Annotated in this window: 19 protein-coding genes and 1 tRNA gene; 10 read left to right on the top strand and 10 right to left on the bottom strand. The window is 53.7% G+C overall.

What is annotated here, in order from left to right:
- Positions 1–7: 7 nt before the first annotated feature.
- Positions 8–1,543, bottom strand: a complete 1,536-nt coding sequence (locus ABXT62_RS15700; RefSeq protein WP_415356249.1) for an HAD-IB family hydrolase — start codon at positions 1,541–1,543, stop codon at positions 8–10.
- 116 nt (positions 1,544–1,659) lie between these two features.
- Positions 1,660–2,517 (bottom strand): class I SAM-dependent methyltransferase, encoded by an 858-nt coding sequence (locus ABXT62_RS15695; RefSeq protein ID WP_415356248.1) that lies wholly within the window; start codon positions 2,515–2,517, stop codon positions 1,660–1,662.
- 184 nt (positions 2,518–2,701) lie between these two features.
- Between ABXT62_RS15695 and ABXT62_RS15690 the strand changes: the two genes are divergently transcribed.
- Entirely contained in the window at positions 2,702–3,697 is a 996-nt protein-coding gene (locus tag ABXT62_RS15690; RefSeq protein ID WP_415356247.1) for an SDR family oxidoreductase, read from the top strand.
- Positions 3,698–3,719: 22 nt separating this feature from the next.
- Here ABXT62_RS15690 and ABXT62_RS15685 read toward each other — a convergent pair whose 3' ends face one another.
- Both ABXT62_RS15685 and ABXT62_RS15680 read right to left on the bottom strand, forming a co-directional pair.
- Positions 3,720–4,853, bottom strand: a complete 1,134-nt coding sequence (locus tag ABXT62_RS15685; RefSeq protein WP_415356245.1) for an acyl-CoA dehydrogenase family protein — start codon at positions 4,851–4,853, stop codon at positions 3,720–3,722.
- A 12-nt stretch (positions 4,854–4,865) separates the two neighbouring features.
- Positions 4,866–6,047 (bottom strand): acyl-CoA dehydrogenase family protein, encoded by a 1,182-nt coding sequence (locus ABXT62_RS15680; protein ID WP_415356244.1) that lies wholly within the window; start codon positions 6,045–6,047, stop codon positions 4,866–4,868.
- A 340-nt stretch (positions 6,048–6,387) separates the two neighbouring features.
- Between ABXT62_RS15680 and ABXT62_RS15675 the strand changes: the two genes are divergently transcribed.
- A tRNA-Val gene (locus ABXT62_RS15675) sits at positions 6,388–6,464 on the top strand.
- A gap of 14 nt (positions 6,465–6,478) precedes the next feature.
- On the opposite strand, the gene nhaA is transcribed toward ABXT62_RS15675, so the two are convergent.
- From nhaA to ABXT62_RS15660, 3 genes are all read right to left on the bottom strand, one after another.
- A complete protein-coding gene (gene nhaA, locus ABXT62_RS15670) occupies positions 6,479–7,861 on the bottom strand; it encodes a Na+/H+ antiporter NhaA (RefSeq protein ID WP_415356243.1) in 1,383 nt (460 codons plus the stop codon).
- Between the two features lie 48 nt (positions 7,862–7,909).
- Positions 7,910–9,529: a tRNA-dihydrouridine synthase gene (locus tag ABXT62_RS15665; RefSeq protein WP_415356242.1), complete on the bottom strand. Its 1,620-nt coding sequence runs from the start codon at positions 9,527–9,529 to the stop codon at positions 7,910–7,912.
- Between the two features lie 119 nt (positions 9,530–9,648).
- Entirely contained in the window at positions 9,649–11,127 is a 1,479-nt protein-coding gene (locus tag ABXT62_RS15660) for a protein adenylyltransferase SelO (RefSeq protein ID WP_415356241.1), read from the bottom strand.
- Between the two features lie 206 nt (positions 11,128–11,333).
- Between ABXT62_RS15660 and ABXT62_RS15655 the strand changes: the two genes are divergently transcribed.
- A complete protein-coding gene (locus ABXT62_RS15655; protein ID WP_415356240.1) occupies positions 11,334–13,205 on the top strand; it encodes an N-acyl-D-amino-acid deacylase family protein in 1,872 nt (623 codons plus the stop codon).
- Between the two features lie 28 nt (positions 13,206–13,233).
- Here ABXT62_RS15655 and ABXT62_RS15650 read toward each other — a convergent pair whose 3' ends face one another.
- Positions 13,234–13,785: a DedA family protein gene (locus ABXT62_RS15650; RefSeq protein WP_415356239.1), complete on the bottom strand. Its 552-nt coding sequence runs from the start codon at positions 13,783–13,785 to the stop codon at positions 13,234–13,236.
- Between the two features lie 494 nt (positions 13,786–14,279).
- Between ABXT62_RS15650 and ABXT62_RS15645 the strand changes: the two genes are divergently transcribed.
- The 7 genes from ABXT62_RS15645 (at position 14,280) to ABXT62_RS15615 (ending at position 20,613) form a co-directional block, all read left to right on the top strand.
- A complete protein-coding gene (locus ABXT62_RS15645) occupies positions 14,280–15,065 on the top strand; it encodes a Crp/Fnr family transcriptional regulator (RefSeq protein ID WP_415356238.1) in 786 nt (261 codons plus the stop codon).
- 81 nt (positions 15,066–15,146) lie between these two features.
- Entirely contained in the window at positions 15,147–16,952 is a 1,806-nt protein-coding gene (locus ABXT62_RS15640) for an acyl-CoA dehydrogenase (protein WP_415356237.1), read from the top strand.
- A gap of 93 nt (positions 16,953–17,045) precedes the next feature.
- Positions 17,046–17,870 (top strand): acetoacetate decarboxylase family protein, encoded by an 825-nt coding sequence (locus tag ABXT62_RS15635; protein ID WP_415356236.1) that lies wholly within the window; start codon positions 17,046–17,048, stop codon positions 17,868–17,870.
- Positions 17,860–19,062 (top strand): 3-hydroxyacyl-CoA dehydrogenase NAD-binding domain-containing protein, encoded by a 1,203-nt coding sequence (locus tag ABXT62_RS15630; RefSeq protein WP_415356235.1) that lies wholly within the window; start codon positions 17,860–17,862, stop codon positions 19,060–19,062. The genes ABXT62_RS15635 and ABXT62_RS15630 overlap by 11 nt, the downstream gene beginning before the upstream one ends.
- A gap of 283 nt (positions 19,063–19,345) precedes the next feature.
- Entirely contained in the window at positions 19,346–19,708 is a 363-nt protein-coding gene (locus ABXT62_RS15625; RefSeq protein ID WP_415356234.1) for a hypothetical protein, read from the top strand.
- 41 nt (positions 19,709–19,749) lie between these two features.
- A complete protein-coding gene (locus tag ABXT62_RS15620; protein WP_415356233.1) occupies positions 19,750–20,352 on the top strand; it encodes a hypothetical protein in 603 nt (200 codons plus the stop codon).
- A gap of 87 nt (positions 20,353–20,439) precedes the next feature.
- Positions 20,440–20,613, top strand: a complete 174-nt coding sequence (locus ABXT62_RS15615) for a hypothetical protein (RefSeq protein WP_415356232.1) — start codon at positions 20,440–20,442, stop codon at positions 20,611–20,613.
- A 134-nt stretch (positions 20,614–20,747) separates the two neighbouring features.
- Here the strand turns inward: ABXT62_RS15615 and ABXT62_RS15610 are convergent, their stop codons facing one another.
- Both ABXT62_RS15610 and ABXT62_RS15605 read right to left on the bottom strand, forming a co-directional pair.
- Entirely contained in the window at positions 20,748–22,781 is a 2,034-nt protein-coding gene (locus ABXT62_RS15610; protein WP_415356231.1) for an FAD-dependent oxidoreductase, read from the bottom strand.
- A gap of 75 nt (positions 22,782–22,856) precedes the next feature.
- Complete coding sequence (locus ABXT62_RS15605; protein WP_415356230.1) at positions 22,857–24,854, bottom strand: acetyl/propionyl/methylcrotonyl-CoA carboxylase subunit alpha; 1,998 nt, start codon at positions 24,852–24,854, stop codon at positions 22,857–22,859.
- Positions 24,855–24,858: the final 4 nt, after the last annotated feature.

Genomic DNA, 24,858 nt, shown 5'->3' with positions numbered 1-24,858 from the left:
GATGTATTTATTGTTTTTTCACTATCCGTTTGCGTACGGCCTCCGCCTTTGGCTTTGCTTTGGGTTTCACTTTTGGTTTGGTCTTGGTGGTGAGTGTTTTGCGCAGTGTTTGTTCTGGCTGCCCTAATGCTCGAGCGAACATATTGCGCACTTCACGTACATGTTCATCCATTGTCTCCAGTGACCATTGACCGGTATCAACCGGCGGCAATGCTTCTACCTTGACGGTCGCAGAGCGGAGGACGAAGTCACCTTTGGGCGCAACATCCCCCGAGTTGTAAATAACGATAGGTATAATGGGAACCCCCGCTTGCATTGCCAGGTGGAAAGCACCTTTTTTGAAAGGTGCCATGGCCGGAGAAACGGTGCGGGTGCCCTCCGGCGCCATTACCACTGATTTCCCTTCGTTGCGTATCACATCTATTAGCGGTTTCATCGCGTTGATCGCACTCTGGCCGTCGGCGCGGTCTATAAAAACTAATCCGCCTAGCTCTAGTACCTTACCCAGAACCGGTGTGTCTTTTTTAATTTCTTTTTTGCCTACTCCGGCGATATCGCGACGCAATAATTTGGCGATGATAATGACATCTGCCTTACTCTGGTGGTTGAAAACAAAAACGGCGGGGCGGTGGGACCACAGGTGCTCTTCTCCTGTTACGTCTAAATCCATGCCGACAAGGGCGCTGGCTGTATCGGCAAATAGGGAGAAGGAAAAGTTTTGTGATTCGCGTTTGGAGCCTGTCAGGGCATAGACCGGCAGGCCCGCTACAAAGCTGGTCACTAGCGATGTGGTGGCCGCTATGGAGCGAATAAATTGGGTCAAAGTAGGGCGCCCGCGGCTGCCAAATTTTGTAACGGGCCATTGCCGCCCGCGTGCGATTCGCTCCAGTCTGTCGCTGGGGTTCAGCGCTCGTGGGTGCCCCACTCTCTCGAGCAATAACAGATCATCCGTACTATCTGAGTAGAAAAAACTTTTGTTTAGGTCAGCGCGAAGCTCCGTCGCTAGCGATTCTGCGGCGTCGACCTTGCCTTGCCCAAAACAGGTAGGGCTGACAACGCCGCCGGTGAACGTGCCGTTTTCAACTTCCAGGTGTGTGCACAGCACGTGATCAATGCCCAAGTCTGCAGCGGCGTTTACTACTTGATAAGGTGTAGCGGAAGATATGATGGCGACAGTGTGCCCTTTGGCCCGATGTGCTTCTACAAGTGCACGCGATTCAGGGTAGATTAGGCGGGCGATCTGTTTGGTATACAGTTGCTTTCCCACCTCGTGATAGGTCTCTTCCTCAATGCCACGCATGAACTGGGCGTTGATGGCCATCATGCCCGAAAATCTCATATTACCGAGTCCAAAATTGGTCATGGCCCGCATCAATTCGACAAACTGACGCACGGACAGATCGCCGCGTTTGAGTTGTTCGCGGATAAAGGCTGTGGCTGAATAACCAGCGATAAGAGTGCCATCGAAATCGAAAATGGCGACTACGTGCGAACCGTTGGGTGCGTTCTCAATATCGTTTAAAAGCTGTTTGATGCCACTCATGAGACTTCCTTATTTAGCAATGGAAGCATAGCGTATTTTCAGTATAAGCAGCAGCAAGCGCTCAAGAAATAACGATATGATAGGTATTGATATTATAAAATAATCAATAGTCAGTTCTAGGGTGCTTTGCGAAACAGTAGCGTCATGCGATCAGACTCGCCAATGGCAACCATTGCGTCGCGCTGCTCGTCGTCACTATTGCCGCGCAACGAGGGGGGCAATTGCCAGACGTTATCCTCGCCAGAAGGTTGGTCCATTGGGTTGGCATTGATCTCGCTCTGCGCGACCAGCGCAAAGCCCGCTTCTGCAAACATGGCAATGACTGCCACCTCATTGAGGTAGCCCTTGTTGCCGTCAGCCCACTCTTTACTGGCGGTTGCCGGTGCACGGTGCTGCACGACGCCGACCAGGCCGTCTTGTTTTAACATAGCGTGGGTCGCGGCAAGCGCTTGTGAGCGGGTGCCTGCTTTTTGTTGAAAGCGATTGAGATTGTGTAGGGCGCGGATCAGCAGCACCCGATCCACCGTGCCCTCCACCTCAGGGGGGACAGTATCGAAAGTGAAGCCCTGTGCTGTGATACCGTTGTCAGTGAAAGTTGCGACCTTGGCTGTGAAGTTTTGGGTAGCGGCAATGCGTTCTGCGATCCACTCGGGGGAGGCGTAGCTGAGCATGGGCCATAGACTGTCAGGATAGTTCACGCCATACAAAGTGCCGTCTTGCCCCAGGTAGTTTGCCAGTATGCGGGTATACCAGCCGCCGCCAGGTAGTGCCTCGGCAATCGTCATGCCTGGCTTAATCTGGAAAAAGGTCAGAGTTTCCAGCGGTTGGCGCGCATCATCGCGAACTTTGTCCTCATCACTGCGTGACGCTAGCACCGCGTTCAGGGTGTCGGTTTCAGTCACGGCGTAAGCTGTTTGAATGAGCCCTGTCAGTGCAAGGCTTATTACCAATAGACACGTTCGCAGAATAGACATTGAGATTTCCTTTTACAGTGAGTGTTCAATATCAGTAACTGTCAGGTGGCCTGACACAATTGTAAAGTGGTTTCTGATGCCCGATAGTCCACTAATGCCATTAGATTGACCGATTCCGCCATACCTGCCGCTCGGTGGACTGGTAAGATATGCGCAACCCAATCCATTGAAAGGAGAGATGACTATGAGCAAAGTGCTCATTACTGGCGCTACAGGCTTCATTGGCAACCACGTAACCCGGCTGTGCCTTGAAAGAGGTGATGATGTGCGGGTTATGGTCATGCCAGGCGAAGACCGGTCTCCGCTGCAAGGTATGGATGTGGAATTCGTAGAAGGTAACCTGCTGGATCCTGAGTCGCTGGTCCGAGCCGTGCAGGGCGTGCAGCAGCTCTATCATCTTGCGGCGCTGTTTGCGATCTGGACCAAGGATCCGGACCTACACTTTAAAATCAATGTGGACGGCGCGCGTACTATGATGGAAGCGGCGAAGGCCGCTGGTGTTGAAAAAATTGTCTTCACCAGCAGCGTTGCAGCGATCGGCATTGTCGGTAATGGTGGATTTGCGACAGAGGAAACGGCCTTTAACAGCTGGCCTTGGGCCAGTGAGTATATTTTGTCTAAATTTATTAGCCACCAGATGGTAAAGGGTATGGTCAGTGATGGACTCCCCGTCACCATGGTGATGCCGGGCATGCCGTTTGGTCCCGGAGATCGCATGCCGACGCCCACCGGCACTATGATCTTGCGCACGCTGGAAGGAAAAATGAAAAACTATTGGGACGGCGGAGTTTGTGCCGTGGATGTCCGTGATGTGGCTGCCGGTCATGTTCTGGCTATGGAGAAGGGACGTATTGGTGAGTCCTATATCCTGGCCAATAAGGACGGGAATATGCCTAATAAAGAACTTCTAACGATGATAGGGAAGATTGCGGGCGTGTCTAATGTTGCGCAAACTGAGGTGTCCGGTAATGTGATGTTACGCGTGGCGAAATTTGCTGAGATGTGGTCAAAAATTAGCGGCCGTGCGCCGATAACGACCTACAAGAATACCCGTTATGTCCTGCAACATGGCTATGTCGATCCGGCCAAGGCGGTGCAGGAGTTGGGTCTGCCTCAGACACCCATTGAAACCGCGGTGGCTGATTCGGTTAAGTGGTTCCGCGATAATGGCTACGCCTGAGCGTCAGCTTTACAAGGGCCCTTTAACCGGCTTTGGATAGGTACTCAGCGCAAATAGTTTGGCCTAGCTCGCCGGTGAGTTGGGCGCTACTACCAGAGGTTAGTTCTATCTGGCGTGCCCACTGGCAGTAGCGAAATAATGGGTAATCACGATCTACGCCGGTACCCCCGTGACAATGCTGTGATGCTTGGCTGACGCGGTGCGTCACATTCCCGCACCAGATTTTCGCTATCTGCACTGCATCTCTAGCGGGGTGACCTTCGTTGATCAGCGATGCCGCCTGCTGCGTCACTAGGCGCAGACACTCGACATCAATGTAGCAGTCTGCCACCCGATGGCTGACGGCTTGGAACGTCGCGATTGGGCGACCGAACTGCTCGCGTTCGGAGGTGTACTGGCCGGTTATACGCATCATTTTGTCACACAAACCTACCGCCATAGCGGCCAGTGCAGTCCGAGTCGCTAGGTGTGCCCAATCCATCGCCGCCAGAGCCTCACTGCCGATTGCGACGATGTCCTCTGTGGGCACCTGCACCTTGGCCATGACCAGCTCATGGCGGGTCTCACCGGTGGTGACTATTTGCGCGTTCAGGGTGACGCCAGCGGCACGCGGATCTACCAGGGCCACCACAATTCCGGCGTCCGTCTGGGCAGACAACAGAATACGAGCGGCTGACGGTGCTTGGCTAACGCAAATCTTGGTGCCGCTGATGGAGTAGCCGCCTTCCATTTTTTGCGCGGAGCAAGAGGGTATCGTGGGATCGTCGTTATTGTATTCCTCCAGTGCGGCACTGATTAGAGTTGCGCCGCTAGCGATGCCCGGAAGCCATTGGTCTTTCTGGGTATCGCTTGCGAACCGCCGCAAGGTGCCGGCGGCGGATACGAGTACTGGAATGATCGGGACGGGCGCTACAGTGCGACCCACCTCCTCGCACAGCGTGGTCAGGCTGTAAAAACCCAGCCCAGTGCCGCCCTGATCTTCTGCGATATCCAGCCCCAACAAACCAGCCTTTGCCAGCGCCTGCCAGAGTCCAGTGTCGAAGTTCTCCTGCTGTTGCTCAATGACCTTGAGCTTATCAACGTCAGTAAAATCGCTCAGGATCTGCTGGGCAAGTTGCTGAGCGCTTTGTTGTTCTTCAGAAATAGTGAAATTCACGGTCTCGTCCTCCTAGCGTGTGCGGGGCATCCACAGCCCTGCCATTGCGATAATATCTCTTTGCACTTCGTTGGCGCCGCCACCGAAAGTGAGAACGGCACCCACCCGCCATCGAAACTCGATCTTCCCCCTGAGCACGGCTCCGGGAGAGTCGGCGGCAATGGTGCCTGCCTGTCCCATGACCTCCAATAACAACCGATACAACTCCACAAAAAACTCACTGCTGTAGACCTTAGCCACCGAGGCATCAGCCATATTGAGAGGGCCCTGGTCCATTGCCCAGACCTGCTTCCAGCAAATCAGTTTGACCACTTCCAGACCGCTTTTCACCGTCGCCAGATTATGCTGAACCCAAGGTTGCTCAATCAGTTTGCCTCCTTTGGGTACAGCGGTCTGTGCCGCCCATTCGCAGACACCTTGGTAAAGTGAATCCACCTGCCCATGGGTAAACAAGGACAGGCGCTCGATATTGAGTTGGCCAGTAATCAGTTTCCAGCCCGCATTAACTTCACCGACGCGGTATTTATCCGGGAGTCTGACGTCGCTGTAGTACGTCGCGTTGGTACGCACACCCAAGGTGTGAACTGGCGTCAGCGAAAACCCCTCGATATTCGTGGGTACCAGAAACATGGTGAGCCCCTTGTGTTTCTTGGTCGCGTCCGGGTCAGTGCGCGCGGCGAGCCACACGTAGTCGGCGTAATTTGCCAGGCTTGTCCACATTTTCTGGCCGTTGATGATCCAGTCATCGCCGTCGCGCACTGCTTTGGTCGTGAGACTAGCAAGGTCAGTGCCCGCGTTGGGCTCGGAGTAACCGATGGCAATAACCACCTTGCCTTGCTTTACCCCGCCGACCACTTCTTCGCGCACTTCGGCATTGGCGTTGGCGGCAATGACCGGCGTTGTAGATTCGGTAGTCAGAAACGGGTAAGCGAAACCCGAGCGCACGACTTCATCGGTAAATATGTACTGCTCAATGTGTGACAGTTCCTTTCCGCCCAGCTCCTTGGACCAGCTCAGACCGATCCAGCCATCAGCGCCCATGCGCGCGTATTGCTTGCGAAACTCCGGGCCGCCACCTTCCTTGAACTCAGGGATTTTGATTTCCTCAAGAAGCTCCGGCGTCATGACGGTCTTCATGTACTCGCGGACCTCCTGCTGGAGACCTTTCTGCTGGGCGGTCAACTCAATATTCATCGTTCTGGTCCTCTGCCAGTAGTTTTGGAAAGCGACACTGCCCCTTTCCCTTTAATATTCTTATTGTGGTTGGTAAACATAGTGCAGCACTTTACGCCACCTATACATCCGATCAACTGTCCGCTCGTGCCATTAGAAGTGGTAAAAGCGATCATCGAACACTTTGCAGACTTTCTTCAGCACAAAATCTTCAGCGAAAAATTATCGCCCTATTAGACGGTTGAGCTAATACGGTTTGACCCTTATAATGCGCGTCCTTCATAGGACGATAGTTCGGTTGGTTGGAGCGCTACCTTGACACGGTAATGACCGCCGTCAAGGGTGTCTATAGGGAGAAAATAGGGCCTTAGCTCAGTTGGTTAGAGCACCTGCATGACATGCAGGGGGTCGGCGGTTCGAGTCCGCCAGGCCCTACCAAACAACAAAACTCGCTATTGGGTACGTTTTTCATCGGGGCCATTAACGGCACTCTGCCGAGTCTGCAACATCAGCCAGAAAAATCCGCCGAAGCCGGCCAGGGCAGAAGCCAACAGAATGCCGGTTTTGGCCATAAGCAAATCTTCGGGTGAGTTAGTAAAGCCCAGATCTGCAATGAAAATCGACATAGTAAAGCCGATACCGCCCAGCAAGCCTACGCCTAAAACATGTTTCATATTCATGCCATCGGGTAATTCTGCCCAGCCCATTTTCACCGTAATCCAGGTAAAACCGGCAATGCCCAGTGGCTTGCCCAGCAGCAATCCAGCTAAAACGCCCAGTGCGATGGGATGCTGAACGTACTGTCCAAAACTGTCAAAATCCACTGGAATGCCTGCGTTGGCGAGCGCAAAGATCGGTATTACAAGATAGGCAACTGGCAGGTGTAGGCTATGCTCCAGACGCTGTGCAGGGGCTTGCACCAGTCGTACGCCATCATCCAGAGAGGCTACTAGGGCACGAAAGCGAGTGTTGTGAATGATGTCAGCATTGTCTGTGATGGCCTTTTTCATTTGGACTGTCGTGTCCTTTACGCGATTGATAAAGTGCTCCGGTTCGAACTTGGGGCGGATGGGTATGACAAAGGCCACCACGATCCCGGCGATCGTAGCGTGTATGCCACTGGCGAGCATTGCGATCCACAGCAGAGCGCCGATAGCAGCGTAAGGCAGCGGTCGGCGGATTCCACCCATGTTTAGCGCAATCAGGAGGACCGTGAAGCCTCCCGCGCAGGCAAGGGCAAACAGGTCTATGCTCTCTGTATAGAACACCGCGATCACCGCGACTGCACCCAGGTCATCGACGATCGCCAATGCGATGAGAAAGGTGATCAGATTTTTGGGAATGCGTGCTCCAAGTAAACTCAGGGCCCCGATGGCAAAAGCGATATCGGTCGCCATGGGAATACCCCAGCCACTGATGCCCGAGGTGTTTGCGGTGACGGCGACGTAAAACAGAGCGGGAATGACCATGCCGCCGATAGCGGCCATGATGGGCAAGAGCGCCTGCTTGGGTGATGACAGCTCTCCCACCAGAAGCTCACGTTTCAATTCCAGGCCCATGATGAAGAAAAACGCAGCCATCAGTAGTTCGTTGATCCAGTGATGAATCGATAATGAAAAGGCAAAGTTACCCATGCTAAGGCCGATCTCGGTATGCAATAAATGCTCGTACCGGGTATGCAACGGCCCGTTGGCGATTACCAGCGCGACCACCGCGCAAATCATCAATAGCACACCGCTGGTAGTCTGGCGGTGGATGAATTCTTCCAGTGGCGTCAGTATCCGATCAAAGGACTTTTCCCAAGGTGCGTTATAGATTCCCTTACCGGCGGACATGATGAGCAGGCCTTTGTTGTTGGGTCGATTGAGCCGTAGCAGAGAGGGTCATAAGGCTTCCAGGAATGGGCCATCCACACACAGCCGGCGTCCGTCAGGTGTCGCACAGGCACCGCAAATACCCACGCCGCACTTGGTGAGGTAGTCGATGGCACTGAAGATCTGCTCTTGCCCGCAGAACTCACGTTGTACCGCAATAGCCGCGTGCACCATTGGTTGTGGGCCACAGTTATAAAAGATCAGTTGTTTAAGCTCCTGTGGCGACATCTCCTGCAGGCGCTCCCGCAATAACTCGGTTACCACGCCGTGATATCCCGCGCTGCCGTCATCCGTGGCAACGTGTACCTCGGCAACCTGACGACACTCGTCCAAGTAGTAAAGCCGCTCAGCGCTGCGCGCTCCAGTGAACACTTCGGCATTACCGAAATCTCGCGCGAGCTGGTACACGGCGGCTAGGCCAGTGCCGCCGGCCACCGCCATAATTCTTGCGTCCTCTGGGGGCGCTGCGGGAATACCGTGTGGGCCACGCACGTAGGCCTCGGTGCCGGGCGGCAGGTCCATCAAAACGTGAGTGAACTCCCCCACATCAATAACGGCCAGTGTGAAAGGGTCGTCGGTGAGAGCCGAAAACGGCTTTTCGCCCACCCCAGGTATCCACAAAAAGACAAATTCTCCCGCCTGAATATTGATCTTGCGATCGAACGTGAGGATGCAGATATCCTCACAAATCCGTTTGTTTTCCACCAGAATGACGGGGCGGAAGTTCATATCGATGTCGTAGCGAATATGTGATTCGGCGCGATTATTATCCGTATCAAGATCCTTGCTGAGCGCCTTAAAGTAAGCGCTAACTTCGTCTGTAGTAAGCCCTGTAAGTGACGAGCCTACTCCGATGACAGAAGCGCCGGCGTCGAAGTAAGCACGTACATCAGCGGCACTGCTGACGCCGCCACAGCCTATTATCGGGCAATCTGTTACCGCGGCGATATCTCGCACGCATTGCAGGCCAATGGGCAATACCCCTTTGCCTGACATGCCGCCGGCACCGTTGGTCAATACAGGGTATCCGTGTGACGAGGTGTACCCCGGCCCAGCAGTGTTAATGGCGCACAAGCCATCGGCGCCGCCGGCGATAGCAGCCTCGGCAATCTTCGCAATATCAGGTGTATTAGGGGTGAGTTTAGGGATGACCGGAATATCAACCACCGCTTTAACAGCAGCGGTGATTTGTCGCACCAGATCGGGATCCTGACCCATGGCCATGCCGTAGCCCTTGGCATGGGGGCAAGACAGGTTTAGCTCCAGACCGTCCGATACTGGCGCTAGGATCTTGGCCACGGTGACGAACTCTTCGATGCTGCCGCCAAAAATTGAGGTCAGTAGGAAGCGGTCCTTGGGGATGTTGAGGGCCGCCAGTAACGCCAGCGATTGGTGTGCTCCTGGATTGGTCAGCCCCACCGCATTAACGAAGCAACCCGGCGCATATTGGCTATACACCGGTTCTCGATTGCCCTCGCGCGGTTCCAGTCCGATGCTTTTAGTCGTGACCACACCCACCTCGGGTAAATGATCAAAAATATACTGAATGATGGGTGTTGCGGTTGTAACGATGCCCGAGGGAATGGTGAACGGACCGGACAGTGTTTTACCAAAAAATTCCATGTTCAAGATAGCGGGCTCACGCGCCGATGGGTCAGCGGATTAACAGTGAATCGATTATACGGGTTTAGTGGGTCATAAACGACCTTGGCGTTGCCAGTATCGTCCACTCCGGCATAGAAAAAACCTTATGTGCCGCAAAAAGTTTGTCTCACCACCTGATCTGGCTTTGGAGGTGTTGCAAAAAGCGCCAGCGCTTTGCGGTACTGATACGGCTTTTCGAGTGTATCCACCAATTGGTCAAACGTACTTAGGTCACCCCTGTCAGTGGCCGAGACGATTGCGGCTTCCACCAGGTGATTGCGTGGGATGAAGACAGGATTGTTGCGGTACATCAATGCCTGTCGCTCCGTGCTGGATGTGGATTCCTGTGCCAGCCGGGTGTGCCAGCGCTCCAACCATGGCTGCACACTGTCCGGAAATTCAAACAGTTCGGCCACACTGCTCTTGGCTTCTGTGTTCTTGTCAGCCAGATCTGCTAGTCGCCGGAACGTCAGGGTAAAGTCTAGAGTGTGTTCTGCCATCAGTTGCCAAAGGTCTTCCACCAGCCCCGTGTCCTGCTCTTTAATGGCTTGTAAGCCCAGCTTACGCGCCATGCCCTGCGTGTTGGCTTGCAGAAACTGGTCTGGAAAGGTGTTGATGGCCTTTTGAGCCAGAGCAACAGCGCGCTCCTGCTCGTTATCCAGAATCGGCAGTAGTGCTTGGGCCAGAACAGACAGATTCCAATGGGCGATGGCCGGTTGCTGACGATAGGCGTAACGTCCGGCATGGTCGATGGAGCTGAACACCTGGTCGGGATTGAATTGGTCCATGAATGCACAGGGGCCATAGTCAATGGTTTCGCCGCAAACCAGCATATTGTCGGTATTCATCACGCCGTGAATGAAGCCCAGTAATTGCCAGTGGGCCATCAGCTGTGCCTGCCGGGAGATTATCGCTTCGAGCATCGCCAGTACCGGGTTGTCACTGTTTTTGGCATCAGGATAGTGGCGGTCGATGACGTGATGGGATAACAGCTGCAGTGACTCGATATCGCGTTGTGCCGCAAAATATTGGAACGAACCAATGCGGATATGGCTACTGGCCACCCTCGCGAGGACGGCTCCAGGAAGGGAGCCGTCGCGCTGCACCCAATCTCCTGTCGTCACCGCAGCCAGCGCCCGGGTGGTGGGTACGCCGAGCTGGTGCATGGCTTCACTCACGATATATTCGCGCAGCACGGGGCCGATTGGAGACCGACCGTCGCCACCGCGGGAGTAGGGTGTGGGGCCGGAGCCTTTCAGCTGTAGATCAAAGCGGCGGCCCTCGTGAGACAACACCTCACCCAGCAAAATAGCACGACCATCTCCCAGCTGCGGGTTGTAGCCACCAAACTGGTGTCCGGCATAGACGCTAGCGAGCGGCTCAGACCCCGGGGGAACGGCATTCCCTGCAACGACCTGTGTGCCGGCCTCGGAACTCAGCCAGTTAGCGTCGATTCCAAGTTGTTCTGCCAGGTGACGATTGACTCTAATGGGGCCCGGCGCGGTGACGGGTACCGGCGCCTGACGGGCGTAAAACTGCTCGGGGAGGCGTGCATAGCTATTGTCGAAGGTGATAGGGCTCATTCGCCGGACTCCTCAGGATTGGTTATAATTGGCTGGCTGCAGCTACCGGGTCGCGTAACGGCCTAGGTTTTGCAAAGACGTGAGCATAAAGCATGCCGCAACGTCTGGATACCAGTGGAAATGATTGGCTTTGCGCTGGTTGACTGCAACACTTTGTGGTGGCTTTATACACGCCGGTAATAGCGCTTAACAAGAGGAAACATGCGATGGCGAAATCAGCCTGGGATACCCTAATTCGAAATGCACTGGTGTTTGACGGCACGGGTGCCGAGCCCCGTGAAATGGACATTGCTATCGAAGGGGGGCGTATCGCCGCCTGTGGCAGCAGCCTGCCTACTGGTGAGGCGCTGAATATCATAGAGGCAGAGGGCCAGTGGTTGATGCCAGGCTTGCTGGACATCCACACGCACCTTGACCTGGAGGTTGATCTTGAGCCAGGTCTGCCGGAGGTCGTCAGACATGGGACGACCACAGTGCTGGTCGGCAACTGCAGTCTCGGTACTTGTTTCGGCCGCCAGCAGACCGGCGACCAGAATCCTATTGTTGATTGTTTTACTCGGGTCGAAAACATTCCTAAGTCAGTGCTGAGGCAATGTGTTGAGGCCGTGCAATGGGATAATACCGAAGACTATCTGGATCACTTCGAGGACATTCCTCTGGGACCTAATATCGGTGCTTTTATTCCTCATTCGATGCTCAGAATAGAAGTGATGGGGCTTAAAGACAGTATAAGCCGCGAGCCTACCGAGGCCGAGTTGACGCGTATGGAGCAGTTGCTGGAACAGGGCATGAAGCAGGGTTATGTGGGGATGAGTACTGACGGATTACCTTTTCATTATTTGGCCAGTGAGCCTCATACGGCTCAGCGTATTCCTACTCAGTTCGCCACGTTTGGCGAAATGAAGCGTCTGCTCAAGGTGCTGCGTAAATATGACCGGGTATGGCAGACCACGCCTATTATTGAAAATCGCGCAAAAGCGTTTCTCTACTTTATGTTGACCAGTGGACGGTTGTTCGGCAAAACCTTGAAGACCTCGGCATTGTCGGTCATGGAATTCGTGTTAATGCCAGGGGCGCACAAAAGCTTTCTCGGGTTTGCGGCACTCATGAACAGTCGCTTGATGAAGGGCAATATTCACTTCCAGGCGCTGGGGACTAACTTTCGTATCTGGTCCGATGGCATAGTCTCCCCCTTGTATGAAGAACTTGGGTCTACCTGTGAATTGATTGCCAAGGAATACGATGATGTTGAAGGGCGTATGGCTCTGCTTAACGACCCGGATTTTGCTCTCCGTTTCCGTGAGGACTGGCACCATGGTCGTCGCGGTCGCACTCTGGCGCACCTCAAAACCAAACTTGGTGCTCCGGACAACCTGGTAATTCGTGATCTGTACCTAATGATTTTTGACGGCGCCCCCGTTGCGGACTGGGACGGGGAGAGTATGCAGGCGGTGTATGACCGGTTGGAGCGTTGGCAGCAAGGCGCTCAGGCAGACGCACGGTCAGATGAGGAGCGCGCGGCCTTTGAATTGTTTCCGCGGCCTATTCGCGATGACGCAGACTTCATGTTGCATATGCTGCGGACTTACGATAAAGCATTTCGTTTCTGGGTCGATGTGGGCAATGCGGGCAACAAAGCGACACTGGAGCTTCTCAAGTACAAGCACGCGATGCCAGGCTTTAACGATTCCGGTGCGCATATTACTAACATGGCTTTTTTTGATGCGAACCTAATGTCACTAAAACTGGCGCAAGCGGAATCTCTGCAAACGGTCAGCCTGATGGTCAGGCGATTGACGCGCGAGCCCGCGGCCTTTTTCGGTCTGGATGTCGGCAGCCTCGACATCGGTGCGCAGGCAGATATTGTTTTATTGGATCCAGAAGCGCTTCAGGCCTGGGACTCCAACGACACGCGCGTACTTGAGTATCGTGAGCTGTTCCAGCACAACCAGATGTTCAATCGATCTGAGGGTGTAGTGAAGACAGTTTTGATTCACGGTGAGCCTGTTTGGCAGGACGGGGAGGCGACCAGCGCCTTGGGCGGTCAGCGGCTGGGCCGGGCATTGCGCGCCGCCTAACCCTGCGCCGCGTTAACGACGGATAGCGTTAACGATGTCTAAGGTGGCGTATCAGCCATATGATGATACCGATGCCCGCGAATACCCCGAAAATGAGTAATTCGTATTGTTTGACATTGCCGAGCATGGATTCCAATGCATAACCAAAAAAATAACCCACACTGGCGACGACGGCAGCCCACGCGAGTGTGCCGATCATACTCAGCAGGAAGAAGCGCATGGGCGATACTCCTGCAACCCCAAGTAAAAACGGTGTCACTGTGCGTACGCCATAGATAAAACTGAAACCCAGGATCAACCAGATTTGATGTTTTTCCGCCATAGCAAATACCTTCGCAGACTTCGCTTGCCAAGCGGGTCGTCTCGCGAGTAATTTCTCACCTTTATGGCGACCAATATGGAAATACAGTTGATGCCCCGAGAAAGCGCCCAGAAATGCGCACGCAACAACCCACGGCAGTTGCAGAAATCCGCGATGTGCGGCTAATCCTCCGAGGACGAGAATGGTTTCGCCCTCGAGGAACGTACCAACGCCGATCGCTAGATAGCCATAGTTAGATACCAGTTCTTGCAGAGACATTTTTCAGTTATCCGGTCAGGATCTGTAATTGGATTGGTGGTGTCGATTGGGCTATTAATCAGCTTCTCAAGGGCTAATGACCCATAGCCTGTAGCTTAAGTGCGCGCACGAAGCTCGAGGTTCCGCCTCCGCCGCTGTTTATCACCAACTCCTTATGTTTAAACGACACAATGGTACTGGTCGTTGCCACGTACAATGGCTAATCATTATAGCTGCTAGACAGTTATTGCGGGAGTACTTTTCATGTGTTGGCCGCTTCTCACCCTCCATCGCCACCATCAGTGGTCGCACTGAGTGAACTTTAGAGACGGAGAATTCCGCAGGGCCGCCGCCCCAGGTCAACTCATGAAGACTTGCCGAAGCATCCGCACATCACAGAGTAAGCATCAAAGACAGTGCTTGTATGCTGGTGCGCGTCAGTTTAGTTTCTCATTTTGTATGATCCGGCCAGGTAACCCCTGCGTAATTCCCAAACTGGGGGCAAATGTATATTTTTGACGGGCAAAGCTTATGCGCTGGTTAGGAGGTCTGATAGTTACCATGGCGACACGCTTAACCCTGCCCTCACAAGACCGGTATCCGTATTAATGGACATGCCTTCTATTCGCGACTTCATTGCGGCATCTGCGTGGTTCCATGATGCTCCTGACGATGCCCTAGATGCGCTGGCCAGCGCGTCCACGCTAAAGCACTATCATGCTAACAGTCACCTGTGGCGCATGGGTGACACTAATACGGAAATCTTTGGCGTTGTGACGGGTCGAGTGCAAATATATGTGTCCGCCGCCATGGGCCAGGAATTCGCCGTCACTGATCTGCCACGCGGCTCTTGGGGGGGTGAGTCTTGTTTAAAAGATACCGATGCTCGCACAGTCGGCGCGCGTACACTTGTGTCTTCGGAAATACTGTTAATCCCTAAGGAAGCTGTACTCTTGGCGGCTGGACATTGGCCTCTTTTGTATCGCAATCTATGGCTGCATCAGGTGGTAGTCTGTCGTGGCCTTTTTAAGATAGTGGGTGGCATGTTTCAGCCACTCGAAGTTAGAGTTGCCAAGCGCCTGATTGAGCTGGCGAAAGAGCATGGGAGACCGATCGAACGGGGCGTGCTCATCGCGATAAAAGTGACTCAGAGCGACCTCGCCCGTCTCGCCAAGGGCTCCCGCCAGCGCGTTAACAGAATATTTCGTGATTGGAGTAAACGGGGCCTGATAGAGACCCATAACAAACTGCTCCTGATCCCTGATATGGCGGCCTTTGAGCAGGAATTCGGACTTTTTTAATAGATTGGTCACCTAGGTGACAGGCAACTTTGCACTATCCCTGTTAGCCTATCGCTTTTAATTCACCCTGAGGCATTTCTTTTGGCAGCTCCTCTTCTTGACCAGCGCGACCTGGAATTCATGTTGTACGAATTGTTTGATGTCGAGGCGATGACGTCCCGCACACGTTACGCAGACCATAACCGTGAAACTTTCGATGCGGCTATTAGTACTTCTCGCGTCGTGGCAGAAAAATACTTCCTGCCTTTTCGTCAGAAAGTCGATACGCATCAGCCTACGTTTGATGGCCACAAAGTGCATATGATCCCGGAGATCAAGATAGCGCTGGATGCTGTGACACAGGCAGGCTTGGCGTCTCCCGGAGCGGACTATGAACTGGGTGGAATGCAGCTGCCAGCGCTGGTGGCTGCTGCGGCTGGGGCTTACCTCAGTGCTGCGGCCAGCACCACAATGGGCTATGTCGCTTTAACGAATGCCAATGCCAACTTGATCGCTGCTCATGGCACTGCGGAGCAGAAGAAGAAATGGTTGGAACCATTACTTAACGGACGCTTTGCCGGAACAATGGCAATGAGCGAGCCGGGCGCTGGTTCCACTCTCTCAGACCTGACCACCTATGCTGTTCCTGCTGAAGACGGCACCTACCGCATAACCGGTAACAAGATATGGATCTCTGGAGGTGACCACGAACTGAATGAGAATATCGTGCATTTGGTGCTTGCTCGCGTGAAAGGCGCTGTAAAAGGCATTAAAGGTATTTCGCTGTTTATCGTACCCAAATTCTTGGTGAATGATGATGGCTCTCTGGGAGCACGCAATGATGTCACGCTGGCGGGTCTGTTTCATAAAATGGGGGGTCGTGGACAGACGTCTACCGCACTGAATTTTGGCGAGAAAGACGGCGCAGTGGGTTATCTGGTGGGCGAGGAAAATCGCGGTCTGGTGTATATGTTCCATATGATGAATGAGGCGCGGATTATGGTTGGCAGTAGCGCTGCCATTTTAGCGCTTTGTGGCTACCAGTATTCGCTGGATTATGCCAAACAGAGGCCACAGGGACGATTGCCCTCGAACAAGGATCCGTTATCCCCGCCCGTCAATATTATCGAGCATGCCGATGTGCGGCGCATGTTGCTGGCACAAAAGGCCTATGCAGAGGGCGCCTACGCCCTTTGCCTGCTTGGCACTAAATTAGCGGATGATGAGCAAACGGCGCCCACGGAGGAGGAGCGTACTAAGGCTCACACCTTGTTGGATTTCCTGACGCCCATCATTAAAACCTGGCCGTCGGAGTATGGCCCGAAAGCAAACTATTTTGCCATTCAGGTGCTGGGCGGCTCCGGTTATGTCAACGAGCATCCCGTAGAAATGATGTACCGGGACAATCGTCTTAACCCCATCCACGAGGGGACTACCGGCATACAATCTCTGGACTTGTTGGCGCGTAAAGTGCCGCAGAACGGTTTAGCGGGTTACACGGCCTGCATTGAAGCCATCCACGAAACTATTGCGGAGGCTAGAGGCCGCGATGAGCTAGACGGCTTTGCCGATGAACTTGAATCTGCGGTGGGTACTTTGAAGGAGGTCACGGACTTTCTGTTGGGCTCGATGCTGGAAAAGAACATTGACCTGGTGCTAGCCAATTCAGTCAAGTATCTGGATGTCTTTGGCAATGTGGTGATTGCTTGGATGTGGCTGAAACAGGGCGTGGCGGCGTCAAAGGGTCTGGCGTGTGCTTCGTCTGTCGCAGATGAGAACTTTTATCGCGGAAAACTTCAGGCGATGCGCTATTTCTTTCGCTACGAGCTGCCAGAGATTAATGCTTGGGCCAATCTCTTAATGGCACTTGACGATACCACCCATTCGATGCAAGTCGATTGGTTTTAGCCGCAGTCTGAAACGTAAGATCGAGAACGCGCTGCATTGGCATCCGATCTTAGTTGGGGGTGGATGAAACGCGATAATCACAAGGTGTAAGTCATGTTTAAGCTCGAACCCGGCAAGAGATATATGATGCCTGCGCATTTTGGACCACGGCCGTCTCCCCCGAAGTCTAGTTTCCGTTACAACGACATCACGTCGATGACAGTCCCGTTCCTAACAGACCGGGACAGCCTTGCACAGTATCTACCGGAGCCGTTGGAGGTTGCTGATAATGCGCTTATAACGGTAACGTATGCGTGCAACAGGAATGTCGATTTTCTTGCTGGTCATGGCTACAACATGATCGGTGTGAGTGCGGCCGTTGTCTTTAATGGCGAGCAAGAAAGGCTGGAGGGCAATTATACTCTGGTTATCTGGGAAAATTTGGCCGATCCCATTCTCATAGGTCGAGAAGCGCAGGGCATCCCCAAAATATATGCGGACATTCAGGATCATAGTGTTATTGCTGGGGATTGGTCCACTAGTGCCAGCCACTTTGGTCATAAGATAATGGACATGTCTATTTCAGACTTGCGAGCCCCTACGCCAGACGAGGCTGAGGTATACGGTAAGCCTGGCGAAGGGAAGGATAATCCTATGGGCTGGCGTTTCCTGCCGGCGATTGGCGGCTGCGGTCAAGGCGTTGATGAGCTCACCACGTTTCCGTCGAAGACAACACTCTCTGAAATCTGGATAGGGCAGGGCAAAGTCGACTGGCAGCACCTGACCTGGGAACAGAATCCTACGCAGCACCATATCGTCAATGCGCTAGCCGCGCTGCCGGTTCTGGTTGAGTTGCCCGCCATGGTGGCCAAGGGAAGCGCTGATCTCTTGTTGCCTCATAGACCCTCTAGAGCGATCGCGCCGCACCGTGACAATTAGAGAAATACAGAAGGTCTGCTTTGTAGGTGCCGGCGCCATGGGTTGCTTCAACTCCCTCAAGGCGGCAATTTCGGGTTACGATGTGGTGCTTTACGATATTGACGAACTGATGCTGGCGCAAGTCGCACACCGGCACCAGGAATCCGCCGCGTTCTTGGTGAGCAGTGGTTACTGTGCTGCGGGGGATATTCCTTCGGCCCTGTTGCGTGTATCACTGGTAGCAGATCTCGCCGAGGCTACCTTGAATGCGGATCTGGTGAGTGAGTCGGTGTCCGAGCGCTTGGATGTCAAGCGAGAGGTCCACAGGACGCTTGATCAAGTCTGTCCCCCCAGTACGATATTGACGAGCAATACTTCGTTCCTTTGCTTGTCGGACTTCGAAGATGTTGTAGAGCGAGGTGATCGTATTGCTGCGTTGCATTCCTACATGGCTTCACCACTCATAGATATTGTTGGCGGGGTGCGGACAAGTGCGGCTACACTCGAGATTCTCAAGCGCTACGCGCTGAGTATGAATACAGTGCCGCTTGTGCTAAAAAAAGAGTATCCCGGTTATATACTAAACGCGATGCTGGGGCCGGTACTTTCCACGTCGATGTATCTCCTTGTCGCTGAGAATGCGACCTGCACGGAAGTGGACAGAGCTTGGATGCGCGCGCACTCTGCGCCTATGGGGCCACTGGGCATTCTCGATCTAATTGGAATAAGCCTGGTATACGACAGCTGGCTGGACCGTGAAGACGAGGAACTCATACCGGGCTTGCGAACTCAGGTGTTGGAACTGTTGTGGCCTTATGTGGAGCGCGATGAGTTAGGTATGCGCTCTGGCTGCGGTTTTTACCGCTATCCGGATCCGGTCTACCAGCAGTCAAATTTCCTGGAGGCGGAGCGGGAGCGAGATGATCTTTACAAGCCATTGCAACTGGCACTGCTGGGAAGTGCTCTGGTAGTCGCGGCCAGTGAGGTCGCCGAACCTGCAGTGATCGACCAAGCCTGGCGTGTGGGCATGGCGCTGCAGGCAGGACCATTTGAGATTCTGGAGAAAATGGGTGTCGTTGAGTTTCGGCAGGCATTCTCAGAGCATGTCGAGTCGAGTCGGTTCGATTCTGAAAGAGCGCGCAGTGCCCTCGACTACCTCGATCAATATGAGGCGAACACGCAGCATGACCGCCGAGCTGAAATTTCTCGCTAAGTGATTTTTCGCCGCAGGCACTTTATTGCGCTGGTGGCCTGTGCGTGGTGGGTGACACAGACACGTTCCCTTCGCTCTTCTAAAACCTTTAGCATTGTATAATAGGCGTCAACTCGTACATTGGGACCTATCAAAATGTCTGCCAATATGGCGTTACAATTGATGGACCTTTCACCGATGACAAATGCACTGTTATAGTTGTACCGCAGTGCGTAGACAGTACCTTACAAAAACGAGCGAAAACCCCTTTCTAGATTAACCTGAGGTTTAGCGGAGACGATTCATGCGGAAATCGACGGCGGCTGTTATGCTTTCAGCATTAGTGTTCCCAGGTATAGGTCAGCTCTACCTGAAGCGATGGAGCCTCGGTTTGCTGTTGATGGGAGTGGCAGCGAGTGCGACCTACTTTATTATCAGCGTCACCTTGACGATCGCTCTGGAGTTGAGTGCGAAGATACAGAGCGGTATAATTCCTGCCGATATCGGCGTCATTGCCAATCTTGTATCCCAGCAGTTAAGCGCCAGCGCACAGACGACGAACGTGGCCACGACAGTGTTGCTCGTGTGCTGGGTCATTGGGGTGGTGAGCGCCTATCGGCAGGGTCGTGTTCTGGAGCAATTAGAGTCAATGGCGCAGCTTCCTTAGATACGCGTAACGATGTTGATGCAAGATATGGGCGTTTTTCAATGAGCACAAAGATCGTTCATAAATGGATCGGAATTTTGCTGGCGGCACCCTTACTTGCCTGGTCTTTGACGGGCGTCGTGTTTTTGGTGAAACCAGGATATGACGGTGCTTATCAGATATTGAGCGTGAAAACGTATCCGTTGAAGCGTGCATTCAAGATTGGCCCAAGTAGTGATTGGCACGAGGCGCGGCTATTAAGAACCGTTCTTGGTTATCACCTTTTGGCGGGCGACAAGGGTCATTCGATACATCTTGATCCGGTCAATATGCAGCTGAAAGAGGCACCATCAGCCGCTGATATGAAACGACTCGTCGAAGATGCCATAGGCGTAAATCCCGAACGCTATGGCGAGCTGGTAAACATCTCAGGAAACAAAGCGAAAACCTCGACAGGCGTCGAAATCACACTGGACTGGCGCAATCTGTCTCTTGCTCAGTCGGGTCGCGACACTGTGCTGATCAACAATCTGTACAAGGTTCACTATTTGCAATGGCTAGGTCGCCCTTTTCCCGACACTATTTTTGGCGTGATAGGCATCGTTCTTTTACTGTCGCTAACGGGTCTTGGGCTTGCTGGTTTCGTAGGGTCTAAAAGAAAGTAAGCGTCGTATTGTAGGCGCGACCGCTGCGGCCCAGGCAGACTGTTAACGACCTCCGATATATAATTAGCTTTGCTAGAGGAGAAATAGGTGGTCAAGCAGCCCGGGATCCATCTGATCATCGCCAACACCATTATTGATCTGGTTCAGGGTGATATTAAAGAGCACCTTCCGGTAGCTCGTATACCAATGGGGGGAGACGTTATAGTGCCAGAGCAAGGCCGTAAAAATAATCGCGTTTTTCTCGATTGTGTTGTCAATTAAGGGATTCAGTAGAGCAAGTCCTCGTAGGCGAAATAATACAAATACGCAGAACAATCCATTTTCGGGAAATCACCTAAAGGCGATATTTTCCTCGGCCCGCAGAGTCAGCTATCTCTGGGTTGGTCGTGGCTCCGCTAGACCGTCGCCGCTAGGTAACTTGACTGATTGATTGCTTGTTTAGCGTCGAGCTCTACTGCCTCATAGGCGCCGCCGACAAGGCTGACATTAGGATGCCTCCCCTGTAATTCGTCGTACAGCGCGCGCAGAGGGAGTTGTCCGGCGCATACAATGACGGTGTCGACTTCCAGCAACTGGGATTTCCCATCAATAGTGATATGCAGCCCATCGTCATCAATCTTTTGATAGTCAATGCCGTTAATCATTTTGACATCGCGCCGGGCTAAAGCCATGCGATGCGTCCAGCCGGTGGTTTTTCCAAGTTCACGACCTATGCGTGTGGACCTTCGTTGCAGTAGGAAGACTTCACGATCTGCTTTCTCTACTACCGGCTCTACGCCGGTGACGCCGCCACGAGGATGACGTTCGAAGTCGATACCCCACTCGCGGGCGAAGACGTTGATATCCAGCGCCGCCGAGGTGCCTTTGTGTAGGATCACTTCAGCCACATCAAAGCCAATACCGCCGGCCCCCATGATGGCGACTTTCTTGCCCACGGGTTTATGTCCCATAATCGCATCGATATAGTTAATGACCATGGGATGATTGATGCCTTCCAATTCTGGTATGCGCGGTTCGATGCCGGTGGCGATGACGATTTGGTCAAAGTTGCCATCGTGCAGCTGTATTGATGTTGCGCGGGTATTCAGCTGCAGGTCGATATTCAGTACCTCGATCATACGAGCGTAATAGCGTAGCGTTTCATAAAATTCCTCTTTTCCTGGGACCCGCTTCGCCAGATTAAATTGTCCGCCTATTTCAGATGCGCTGTCAAAAAGCGTTACCGTATGGCCGCGCTGTGCGGCGACAGTCGCAAACCCGAGTCCAGCCGGGCCGGCTCCAACTACTGCGATACGCTTCGGTGCGGTAGTGGGTTCGTATTTTAGTAGTGTCTCGTGGCAGGCCCGTGGATTCACTAGGCAACTGACCTCCCGCCCGGTAAAAGTGTGATCAAGACAGGCTTGGTTGCAGGCGATACAAGTATTGATCTCGTCTTCGCGGCCTTCGCGCGCTTTTTTGACGAACTCTGAATCAGCCAGCATGGGGCGAGCCATGGAGACGAGGTCAGCGTGGCCCTCTGCCAACACATTTTCGGCAACATCGGGCATATTAATACGGTTGCTGGTAATGGTGGGAATGCCCAATTCTTTTGACAAACGTCCGGTCACCCGCGCAAATGCAGCCCGTGGAACACGAGTAGAAATGGTCGGCACTGCTGACTCATGCCACGTAAAGTGCGTGCTGATAATGTTAGCACCGACTTCCTCAATCGCTTTGCCTAATTGCACTACTTCGTCCCATGACATGCCACCTTGCAGCATATCCATGGCGGCGATACGGAAGATCACAATAAATTCTTCGCCCACGGCCTCGCGAACACGGCGCACCACTTCTACTGGAAAGCGCATGCGGTTTTCATAGCAGCCGCCCCAACGGTCGGTGCGTTGGTTGGTTTTCTCGACCAGAAAAGTACTGAGTAGGTAACCGGCAGAGCCGATAATTTCTACGCCGTTATAGCCCGCTTCCTTAGCGCGGCTGGCGCAGTTTGCGAAGTCCGACAATTGTTTTTCGATGCCGGCTTCGTCCAGGGCGGTCGGCATGGTGGGGGATATACGCGATTTGACAGCTGACGGTGCGACAGCATGCTCCGCAAACGCCAACGGCCCGCCGTGTAAAATTTGCAAGCAGATTTTGACCTCTGGGTCAGCTGCGCGTACGGCATCAGTGACGATGCGGTGCTGCCTTGCTTCGTCCGCTGTAGCCAGCTTTGCACCGAAACCGCCTTCTTCATTGGGCGAGATACCGCCGGTGATAATCATGCCAACACCGCCGCGGGCGCGCTCGGCGAAGTATTCCGCCATGCGCTCGAAGCCATTCTCAGCCTCTTCCAAACCCGTATGCATCGAGCCCATGATGGCGCGGTTTTTGATTGTGGTGAAACCGAGGTCTAGGGGTGAAAACAGGTGCGGGTAGCGTTCTTCGCCGATCATTGCAGAGTCCTTAAATAGTTTTGAGGGAACGATGCCATGTGTTGGCACCCTGTCCTCGTTTTGGAAGATTTCAAGTCAGTGATTCTCAGCGGTGTCGATGTCAATTAACAAGTCATCAACGGCCACTTGCTGCCCTGCTACGGCAAGGACTTCGATGACTTCGCCGGCTGCGTCGGCAGCAATCTCATAATGCATTTTCATCGCTTCCAGTATCGCCAAGGTTTGGCCTGACTCAACGCGGTCACCCGCCTTGACGCGCACTTCCAGTAACAATCCGTGCATGGGCGCGATAATTCTGCCGCTGCCGGCTGCGTCATCCTGTACGCCAGCAAGACGGATCTGGTCACAGTATGTGGCGGCGCGGCCATCGATAGACAGATACAGTTTGCTTTCATCGGGCGAAAAGTGTCGTACAAGATGCTGTTCGCCGTCGATACTGACCTGTGCCGTGTCCTCTAACACCGTCAGGAGCTCGATCACCGCTGCGTTATCGGCATCGAACACCCGATAGCGGCTATTCCCCAGCGGTGTTACAGATAGATCGTGAACCTGCTCGCCGTGAATGTACAGTTTGCGCGAGACCAGTGGGCTGGCGCTGGCCCAGTCGCGCAATTGGGGCGCGACGAGAATGCTGTTGCCATGCAGGGTTTTGTGTTGCAGGGTGAGCTCGAGAACTGCGGCCACCGCACTGTCGGTGAAAGTGGGTTGTGGGTCCGCGATTTCACCTTCAGAAAATTCTTCAGTGATAAACGCAGTGGTTGCTCGTCCCGCCGCAAAACAGTCTTTCTCTAAGCAGGCCACCAAGAAGTCACGGTTGTGGCGTGTGCCAAATAAGACGGTGTTCTGGAGTGCCTCTATCAATCGTAGGCGGGCGATCTCCCGGTTTGGACCGCTGGCGATAATCTTGGCAACCATGGGGTCGTAGAAGGGTGAAACTTCCTCGCCGCTGCAAATGCCGCTGTCCACTCGCACGCCCACGCCGGAGGGCGGTGACCAGAGATCGACAGGCCCGGAGGTGGGCAGAAAATCTTGTGCGGGATCTTCGGTGTACAGTCTGACTTCGATAGCATGACCGCTCAGTGTGACCTCGTCTTGGGTAAATCCAAGCGGTTCACCTTGAGCAACTTGCAGCTGCAGTGCGACGAGATCCAGGCCTGTAATCAGCTCGGTGACAGGGTGCTCTACCTGCAGGCGCGTATTCATTTCCAGAAAATAAAACGTGCCGTATTCATCCAGTAGAAATTCGACTGTGCCTGCGCTGCGATAGCCTATGCTCTGGGCGGCGGCTATGGCGGCGGCGCCCATTTCATTGCGCAATGCGTCGGTCATAACAGGACAAGGCGCCTCCTCGATGACTTTTTGATGTCGGCGCTGCACCGAACAATCGCGTTCACCGAGGTGTACGATGGTGCCGTGGCTGTCGCCAAATACCTGTATCTCCACATGCCGTGGACGCATGATGGCTTTCTCGAGGATCAGCTCACCACTGCCAAAGGCAGAGGACGCCTCTGCACGCGCCAGCTTTATGGCGTTGGACAGTTCACTGTTCTTGTGCACGATACGCATGCCGCGGCCGCCGCCACCGGCAGCGGCTTTTACCATCAGGGGCAACGTAATTTTCGCACCTTCGCTGAGCAAGGTTGTATCGCTCTGGTCTTCTCCTTCATAGCCGGGCACACAGGGTACACCGGCTGCAATCATCCGGCGTTTTGCCTCTGCCTTGTTGCCCATAAGGTGAATCGCATCGGGCGTTGGGCCGATAAAGACGAGGCCGGCATCCTCACAGGCTTTGGCAAACTCGGCGTTCTCACTGAGAAAACCGTAGCCTGGATGAACCGCTTCAGCACCGCTGGCTTTTGCGGCGGCTAAAATTTTCTCTTGTACTAGGTAGGATTCGTTGACCGGACTAGGCCCGATGTGTAGGGCGGTGTCGGCCATTTGTACATGAGGTGCCTTGGCGTCAGCATCAGAGTATACGGCGACCGTGCGGTAGCCCTGGGCCTTAGCGGTACGAATCACACGGCAGGCAATCTCCCCGCGATTGGCCACCAGGATGCTGGTAAATCTTGTCATCGTG

It is taken from the genome of Halioglobus sp. Uisw_031 (assembly GCF_047729875.1).
Classification (GTDB): Bacteria; Pseudomonadota; Gammaproteobacteria; order Pseudomonadales; family Halieaceae; genus Marimicrobium.
The sequence above is the reverse complement of the archived record's forward strand: the minus strand, read 5'-3'. Positions and strand labels throughout refer to the sequence as shown.